The sequence below is a fragment of the Gammaproteobacteria bacterium genome (genome assembly GCA_013817245.1).
Taxonomy (GTDB): Bacteria; Pseudomonadota; Gammaproteobacteria; order HTCC5015; family HTCC5015; genus JACDDA01.
The window spans coordinates 354,067-363,918 of sequence record JACDDA010000002.1; the positions used below are offsets into that span (position 1 = coordinate 354,067).

The window sequence follows — 9,852 nt, forward strand, 5'->3', positions numbered from 1 at the left end:
TGCGTTACTCATTTATGCATGCCTACAAAGATTCAGTCTAGGGCTGACTTGTATGCATCTTCAAAGGCTGATAGTTTTGCCGCGCTTATCGCTCAGCGAGGGATAAGCGGGCGATTTTCTTTGGGCGGGTTTAAAAAAGGGTTCTGATGATGCATAAAGCGGCATGGTGTGACCGTTTCGTAGCTGGCAGCGCGGGCTGTTTATTTTCTTTGCTGATTATTGCGCCTGCCATTCAAGCAAGCGACGTGATTGTTGATGCTGCGGCGCTAACAGCACAGCAAGCACAGATTGATGCCGCCGCCAACGGCGTCACGGTTGTTAATATTGTTACGCCTTCAGCACAGGGCGTATCGCATAATAAATACCAACAATTCAATGTAAACCCACAAGGCTTGATTTTAAATAATGCGACTCAGCTAACGTCCACACAATTGGGCGGCTATATAGAGGGCAACGCCAATCTTGCGTACGGTTCCGCACGTATCATATTGAATGAAGTCACTAGCAACTTACCCTCAGGGCTTAACGGTTATACCGAAATAGCAGGCCAATCCGCTGAGTTTGTGTTGGCTAATCCCAATGGTATTACCTGTAATGGTTGTGGTTTTATCAACACCCCGCGCGCTACTTTATCTACGGGCGTGCCGTTGATGTCGAATGGTGCTTTAAGTGCTTTATCGGTCAATCAAGGCAATATTGTTATCGAGGGCTTAGGTTTAAATGCGAGCAATATCCCTGCGCTGGATATTTACGCTCGTGCAGTTACGTTGAATGCTAGTCTTTTTGCTCAACAATTGACCGTGATCGCGGGTCGGCAATCAGTAGAGTATGCGAGCCGTGCTTTCAGTACTTATGCAAGTAATGGTTCAACAACACCGCAGTTTGCGATTGATGCCTCCGTATTAGGCGGCATGTATACCAATAGCATTTATCTCGTCGGCACTGAACAAGGTGTAGGCGTCAATATCGCGAGTGATATGGCCGCGAGCACGGGTGATATCACTGTCAGTGCGGATGGACGCATTCAATTAAAGCGCGCCGTCGCCGCACGCGATCTGAAGGTGCACAACACCCAAGGCGATATTGATTTAACTGACACGGTTTATGGCAAAAATGTCGATATCCAAACTCAAGATAATCTGAATTTAAACGCCGACATGATCGGCGCTAAATACAATCTAAATTTATCTGCAGAGGTTATAGAACAAAACAGCATCGTCGCAGCCGGCATTTACCAAAATGGCGCGCTGAATGATCAAGGTAAGCTGTTGATTACGGCAAATACCATAAACAACAACTCGCAATTATTGGGTACCGAAAAAGTTAATATTAGCGCGGATACTTTAAGCAACAACACGACTACTTCACTGATTCAAAGTAACGCGCAATTAACAATTAATGCCGATACGCTCAATAATCAAAACGGAAAAATAAAAAGCGGTCAAGACGCTAACATTACCGTCACGCATTTAAATAATGCGAATGGAGAATTGTTAGCCAGCAATGAGCTTAAATTAAATATTATTGATAGCATCGTCAACGATACAGCCTTCGGCACAGTAAACGCCAGCCAACATTTGCATTTGATAACTGCGGGTAACTACACGCATGTGCGTGATTGGATACAGTCAGAAAATCTCACTATCGAAGCCAATAATATAAACAATAACGCTATTCTGGCAGCGGGTCACGATTTGCGCTTAGTCGCGCGCAATGACTTAATGAATAACGATGTCTTATATGCAGGCAATGATATGGATTTGCAAGTAGGTGGAATTCTTCGAAATAATGCCGCTACTATTTTTGCTAATAACAATTTAAATATCACCGGTATTAAAGACAGTAGCGGAAATATTATTGATGAAAATGACCGTGTTGATAATATTTCCGGATTGATTGAGGCAAGTACGGGGACTTTAACGCTTGTTTCAGAAGAGTTAAACAATCGACGTGGCGCGCTATCGGTGACGCAACCCATCTTTTCTCGTACGGTGTATGAGCTTTACTATGAATCAAGTAATAGGAAAATCGAGTTTTATCATCATTATTTTTACGAGTATATAAATGGAAGCGGTACTACCGCATCAGCCAAATTATTTTCCGGCAGTAACATGGTGTTGGATGTTGGCCGTCTTGAAAATTCTACTAGTATTATTTCTTCTGCCGCTGATTTAACGATTACGGCTAATAATGTATATAACATAGGCCGTGATTTGTACGAGCATATTGTTACGGATGAGCTCTATACAGATAAACATGATGTTGAAGAAGATGAAGAGTCCTGGCATTACGCTATCGCGCGACAAGCCCGGCCTTATGCGAATATTGCATCTACTATTCAGGCTCAAGGCAGTTTGCAAATAAATGCATCTGGAGGCGTTACCAACATTACATCTCCCGGTCCGCATAGCGGAAGTCATGCATCAACTGTAATAACCCCTGGCGTATCAGCAGCACTTCCTACTATTGATGATTTTACTTTACCTCCGGGCAATTTATTTGTTACTCAACCCGGCAGCGATCATCTTTACCTTATCGAAACAAATCCGCTGTTTGCGAGCTATGGTAGTTTTATTAGCTCTGATTACATGCTGAGCCGTTTAGGCATTAATCCTGAAGACACCATCAAACGTTTAGGCGATGGTTTTTATGAAACACAATTAATTCGTGATTACTTATTAGCAAAATTAGGCCAGCGTTATATCGAATCTGATATCACCTCAGATTACGATCAGTTCCAACGCCTAATGGATAATGCGTTAGCAGTGAATGGTCGTTTAAATCTAAGTGTTGGTGTGGCGCTTACGAATGAACAAATTAAAGTCTTACAAAACGACATTGTCTGGATGGTTGAAAAAACCGTGCAGGGTGAAAAAGTATTAGTACCCACGGTGTATCTGGCAAATGCAGATGCGCGTTTATTGCAGCGCAGTGCCGTTATCTCGGGTGGTGATATTGCCATTAACAGTGTTAATGGCGTTACCAACAGTGGACAAATTCAAAGCCGCAATAATTTACTGATTAATTCGCAAGACAGCATCGCGAATATCAAAGGCATCATGCAAGCCAGTCAAGACCTCACGCTCAAAGCAAAACATAATATCGAAAATCTCAGCGGTGTAATTAAAGGCAATAATGTTGATTTGACCGCGACAGAAGGCGACATCATTAATCGCACCGTGACGCATACCGAGCAGTATGGCGATAGTAAAAACGGTGGTTCTTATACGGTTGTAGATGAAACCGCTAAAATCCAAGCGACCAATAACTTATCAATGGACGCAGGTCGCGATATTCAAGTGATCGGTGCGAATGTGGATGCAGGCGGTAATGCGATCTTGCAAGCCGGCCGTGATATTGCGGTAAAAACAATTGAGCTGAGCGCCGTCGTTTGGGACAGAGCAGGCAAAGAGCGCAGCGAAGCCGCAAGTCTCAACCATGTCGGCAGCAAAATGAATGTTGGCGGTAATCTGGCAATGAATAGCGGCAACAATATTCTCATCAGCGGCAGTGAAGTAGACGTTAAAGGCAATGCACAATTAGCAGCCGAGCACGACATCACGGTTGAAGCTGTGGCCGATGAAAGCAGTAGCGAATATCACTACAAGAAAAAGAAAAATGGCAAAACTAAAACAGTTGATCAAACGGAATCTTCAGTCACGCATCAATTAGCGACGCTAAAAGTAGGCGGCAACCTGCAAGCAGCTGCCGGCAATAACCTCACACTCAAAGGCGCAGAAGTGGAGGCGGGCGGCAGTGTTGCGCTGAACGCCGTAAATGATTTAACGATTGCTTCAGTGCAAGATGAATATCATTACGATTATGCGACCAAAACCAAACGCCCTGGAAAACGTAATAGTCACTCTGAAAGTCAAAATGAAATAACTCAGTTAAGCTCGACCGTTAATGCCGGTAAAAATATAACTATAAATGCGGAGCTTGATGAAAAAACAGGTTTGGCGCTTATTAAAGAAAGTGGCAATGTAAAAGTATCGGGTAGCCAGCTACAAGCAAAAGAAGGAAGTTTGTTAGTTTATGCGGGCGATAATCTGGATATTGAATCGGTTAAAAACTCACAGGATTATGCTTTCGATCAAAAGAAAAAGCGCAGCAGTAAAAGCAGCCAAGAAAAAATTTCTGAATCGCAGACGTGGGCAAATCAATCTGAATTATCGGCTGGCGATGATGTGTTGTTATTGTCCGGCAAGGATGCTCGGATAAAAGGCAGCAATGTAACGGCGGGCAATGATGTTGTAATGAATGCGGGCCTTGCAGGTACAGGTTCGCTCACGATTGTGAATGATGTTAATACTGATCAGTTCGATTATTTAAAGAAATCCAGTCATATCGGCGGTAGCGAATCGAGCGGTGGTTACGCTAGCGCGGGCGGCAGGAAAAGTTATAAAGAAGGAAGTTATGATGAAACGGTAGTGAGCAGCACTATCCGTGCAGGAAACAACATTGAGCTCAGTGCGGCTAATAATATAAAAATTGTCAGTGGCCAGTTAAGCGCTAATGTTCCATTAAAAACTGCTGATAACCACAATGAATCCTCATCCGAAAAATCGGGTGGTGATATTTTGATTAATGCTCAAACAGGGAATGTGGACATTGTCGAAGCGCGTGAAGTGCACACTGCCTATTTTGAAACAAAAGAAAAGCGCGTGGGTGCTGGGGTTAATTATCAATCTAATAATGGTGGTGATGGCGGTACAGAAGTAGGCGTTAGTGTCGGTATGCGGGGCGGTAGCTTTAAATCAACTGATGCAGCGGATCTGGCAATAGGTTCTTCAGTAGATGCCGATGGTATTCTTCAAATCACCGCTAAAAATATTACCTTGCGCGGCACACAAGCGCATGCTGATAGTGCGATGCAGTTAATAGCAAAAGATAATTTAACCATCGAACATGCAGATGATTTTCATAATCATACTGAAAAAGAGAAAATTCTTGATATAGGGACTATGAATGTTCAGCATCAAAGTTTATTAAACACTCGAAAGTTTGGCGACCATGTTGCAGAAAACTCAGCGGCGGATATGGATGCAGAAGGTCGTCGTAACCTCGCAAGTCAAATGCATGTTTTTGATAACCCCTTATCAAAATTAAGTCCGGTCAACATGAGTTTGCCTGTGACGAATATGACCATTGATTATGCTTCCCAGTGGAACATCGTTAAAGGCTCTGCGCTTTCGACAGGCGGTGATTTATATTTAAAAGCAGGCGACGGTGATATCACTGTTACAGGCTCACGAATGATCGCAGATGGTCAAGTGAGCTTAAATGCCGGTAATCGTATTATTCATCAAGCAGCAGAACAAAAAAGTGTAACGAAAGCCAGTATTGAAGGTTATTTTGGGCAAATTCAAGCCGGTAACGTTAATCAAGAACATATTGCGTCAAGCACTACTGCCGGCCAAGAATTATATATAGATGCAAAAAACAGCGTGCAAAATCTCGGTTCTCAAATTAGTGCTTTGGGTAATGTCGTTATTAAAGCGGATAATCTAATCGAGCAAGATGTTGTCGGTGGTCTCGCGCATACCGATAACACCTATACTGATGGCTTCGATAATTTAAATCTGGATGTTGAAGCGGCGGATATCGATACGCCAGTATTGTACCGTTCAGAAATCGTGTCCTTGTTCGGGAATGTCAGTCTTGCTTCTAAAAATGGCGACATCATTAATACGGGTTCAACGCTTTGGGCAGGACAAGACGTTAACTTAACAGCAGGGCGCGATATTGTTTTACGCGCGGCAACAGTGCAACTCAAAAACGATACCACTGATTTTACTTATGATGGTGGTTTATCGTTGTCACATACCCGCACGAGAACGGATAACACCGCAACCGAAATGAGTTATCTATCGGGCAATAATATCAATATGCAGGCGGGTCAAGATATCGTAGGCGTGCACGCCATTTTACAAGCCGATAAAGATATCAATGGCACAGCAGGTCGTGACATTACTTTTACTCGTGAAGCAGTTCAACATTATAAAGATGCTAATTCGACGAATGTCAGTTTTGATATTTTTGGTTTAGTGGGGCCCGTAACGAATGCGCTTAATGCAGAAGATGATGATAGAGCGCAAGCCATCGCCCGTATTTTGCCAACAATTAATTCACTAGCGGAGTTAGTGGGTCGTATTGAAATGGAAAATGATTATGCAGAAGGTGCATTGCGTGGTCTGCAAGTTGTTAATACACTGAGCGCGATTAATAACACATTGCAGACATATTCTTCATTAAGCAATTTTATGAAGAATGGTAATTATACTTTTTCAGAAGATGGTGGCGGCTCCGGCATTGAAATTCGAGTTGGGAATGCCGGTCAAAGCGATAAATGGACAGAGTCTCTACTAAGTTCATTAAATGCAGGCGGTAATATTTCGTTTAATGCGGGACGTGATTTAAACTTAATCGGCGGCACGCAAGTATCAGCACAAAACGATATTAGCCTAGTAGCAGGTCGTAATATCACAGTAGCCTCTGCGCAAGACACTACTTCGAGTAGTTCGTACGATGCAGGCGTAACCATTGGCTACAACGGGAGTTGGTATTTTGGTGCTGATTATGCGCACGCTGATTCAGCCAGCACGCATTACACCAATGCCAGCATCAACGCAGGCGGCCATCTAAAAATCCAAAGCGGTAATGACACCAGCTTAATCGGTGCCAATGTGCACGCCAACACCGCCGATTTAAATGTTGGCAATAATCTCTTAATCCAATCGCAACAAAATCTTTCTGATAACAGCAACGGCAATGCGAGTGCCTCCACCTCCGGCAGCGGCAGTGGTGGTCATGGCGCAGGTAGCAGCGCGTGGGTTAATAATCAAACATCACTCACCACTAACGGCAAACTCGATATCTATGTTGCGAAACACACGCAATTAGACGCAGGCATTATTAACAGCGAAAGCGGTGATTTGTTGCTCGATACCGAAACATTTTCCTATAGCAATTTAGAAGATCACCAAAAACAAACTGGTTCTAGCTTAACGATTAGTTACAGCGAAGATTCTGCAGGTAACGGCAGCACTTCCGGCATGGCCACTTACCAAAATGATGGTCGTACGCAAACCACACAAGCGACCATTGGCACCGGCACTATTCGCGTGCGCAGCGATGCTGCTAACAACACCGACAGCACTGAAGGTTTAAACCGCGATATCACGCAAGCACAAGTCGCTACCGGTGAAACCGAAGAAATTGCACAAGCAAAAGTAGATGCAGAGACGATTAAAACGGCAGAAGCCATTGCCGACACCGTGGTTAATACGCTGGAGTCTTTGTTAGCCAGTGCAGCAGATATTGATACAACGGTTCGCGACAGCTTAGGTGATCAGCTCGCATTAGAGGCTTATAAAGCCATGATTGCGAAAGGCGCAGAACCTGAGCAAATTAATGCGCTACTCGCAGATCCACAAATTCAAGCGAAGATGAAAGAGCTCCACTCATTGGCGAGTCAATATCAGGACACACAGCCTGTAACGCCGACCAATAAAAATGCAGAAACGTTTGCGTCTGATTCAACGGATATTGCAAGCGGCACATCTGCAAGCGGAACAACGATTCGTGAATTAGAAGAGGTTATCGTCACACCAACGGCGTGCAATAACGAATGTTATAGCCTAGCGCAACAACTGCTAAGAGCCTCCGGTCAAACTGCCTCTTATCTTGACCAGCTATCGGAGGCACAACAAGCGCTCGCATTAATTGCGATGAGCGTGTCTATGGGCCCTGCAAAAGCCGTGGTGAATACAGGCATAGGTTTTTATCTCGATAAAATAATGGGTAAACACACGGATTCATTATTTAATCAACTAGCGATCACCGCCACCACCGTAGTCGATAATGCATCGTATGCTGAAGATGACAAAGTCAGCGTAGACGACACGCGAGAATATCATGAAGACCTCTTAGCCCTAGGCGAGGGTGGTTATTTAGAAGTTAACGGTGCACGTTTTATTACCGAAATTATTTCAGGGCAGCGCATTGCTAAACCTAAAACGCATGTAGTCAATCAAGAAAGTAAGATGGTCGGGGACGAGCACAAAAAAACTGCAGGAGCTGCCAACGCACAGGCTGATGCAGAAGCGGGTGGGAGTTCTCAGAATGATGTTTCTCCTGAAATCCGCAAAGAAATGAAAGGTGGTGGATCTTATTTGATGACCGAAAAAAAATATGATAGATATGTTGAAGGAAAAGATATGGTTGGCAGAGAAGACGGTCAATTTATGACAACTTCAAAAGAAATGAATAAAATTATTGATGAAACAGGCGGAGACTCGAATAAATTGGCTGATAAATTATCAAATAATAATTTAAGAAACCAACCTTTGATTCGTGTGGATGTGGAAAGCCCACAAACTTTAGATCCTAGATTGCCCAATAGTACGATGAGTGGCGCTAATGAAGATTTTTTAAAAAATGGAAAGACGAAAGGCGGTGTGTCTGAGTTTGTGACTGACCCCATACCCGCTGTCAAAGCATGGTTCACTCCAGTTGTAGTTAAAGAGTAAAATGCATGAGTATGCAAAAAACACCTTATGAATTAACTTGCCTCGCAGTTAAAAATGACGAATTAGATAAACTGTTGTTAGGTGTGGAACCTTATGCATATTTGCCAAAATATTCTCCATCTTCTTCAGGGACGGATCTTGAAGAGATATATGAACATGGGCTTGTGGAGTATTCAGTACAACACCCAGAAAAAAAAATAAATGAAAAATTACAATTTATATTAGAGTATTTAGCCGGTTATTATGAGGGCATTAATACAGTTGTGAGTATTATTTTTAATGTAGCTTATGATTCAACCAAAGGAAAAATTTATCCATTGAATATAAATATACAAGTATTAGCTAATATTGTAAGTGAGACCATAGCTAGGCATGAAGAAAGATTAAAGCTCGATAAAACAGGAGAAGGGTGGTCATATGGAGATGGTCTGTATGGTGATTTAAAGAGGTTGAACGGAATACTTGCGGATGAGGGAGGTCCCACATTTATGTAATGTGGATCAAGGGGATCAAGGGGTCAGACTCCTTGATTTTCATGATTGATGTGTTAATAACGGGACGCTAACCTTTAATTAAGTCTTGGGTTTGCGATATAGGTATAATTAAAAAATAAATATCATGAAAAAATTTCTGTCATTTTAGCGTTACTCCCGCTGTGTTTGATAAACCATCAAGCGCAATGCTATGTGAAATAACGGGACGCTACCCTTATTTTATGAAGCCCTATACGACATAGGCTTTTTAATTAAAACATGACGCTTTGTATGCGGATATGCGCGCAACGCTAAAGCTGCCATAAGGCGATTGGCTAATATTTAATTGGATATAGATAGAATTTAAATTTTTTAGGTCAATAATCGCTACGGGTACGATGTTCCGGCATGTATTTTTAGTCGTTCTTGACTTACTGGGAGCGGTTGGTCTTTATGTTGTCTTTTGTAATGATCTTTGCCTAGCGAACGAATTTTTGTATTTTAATTTGTGAAGTAAAAATTGCCATTATCAGCCCTAGGCTGACTTGTATTCTTTTTGATATCACATAAAATGCGCCCGACGAGCGAGCTTTATCCGCGCTAGGGTGTTGGGCATTTTAAATGCTGAATAATTTTGCTGGAGCAATAAAATGAGAGTAATCCATCTTTGTGTGTTGGTATTGAGTTTGTGTGCGGGCAGCGTGCAAGCTGCCACTATCATGGTTAATTCTTCGTTAGATAATGAAACAAATGATGCATTTTGTACTTTGCGTGAAGCGATCAAAGCGGCTAATACGAACACAAGTTATAACGGCTGCGTGTCCGGTAGCGGGACAGATACCATTGTG

At 42.8% G+C, this 9,852-nt stretch carries 3 protein-coding genes; all 3 read left to right on the plus strand.

The window, feature by feature from the left end:
* Positions 1 to 146 precede the first annotated feature (146 nt).
* Positions 147 to 8,531, plus strand: a complete 8,385-nt coding sequence (locus H0W44_04600) for a hemagglutinin repeat-containing protein (protein ID MBA3581716.1) — start codon at positions 147 to 149, stop codon at positions 8,529 to 8,531.
* A gap of 5 nt (positions 8,532 to 8,536) precedes the next feature.
* A complete protein-coding gene (locus H0W44_04605; protein ID MBA3581717.1) occupies positions 8,537 to 9,025 on the plus strand; it encodes a hypothetical protein in 489 nt (162 codons plus the stop codon).
* A 629-nt stretch (positions 9,026 to 9,654) separates the two neighbouring features.
* On the plus strand, positions 9,655 to 9,852 hold a 198-nt coding region (locus H0W44_04610; protein MBA3581718.1), incomplete at its 3' end, for a CSLREA domain-containing protein.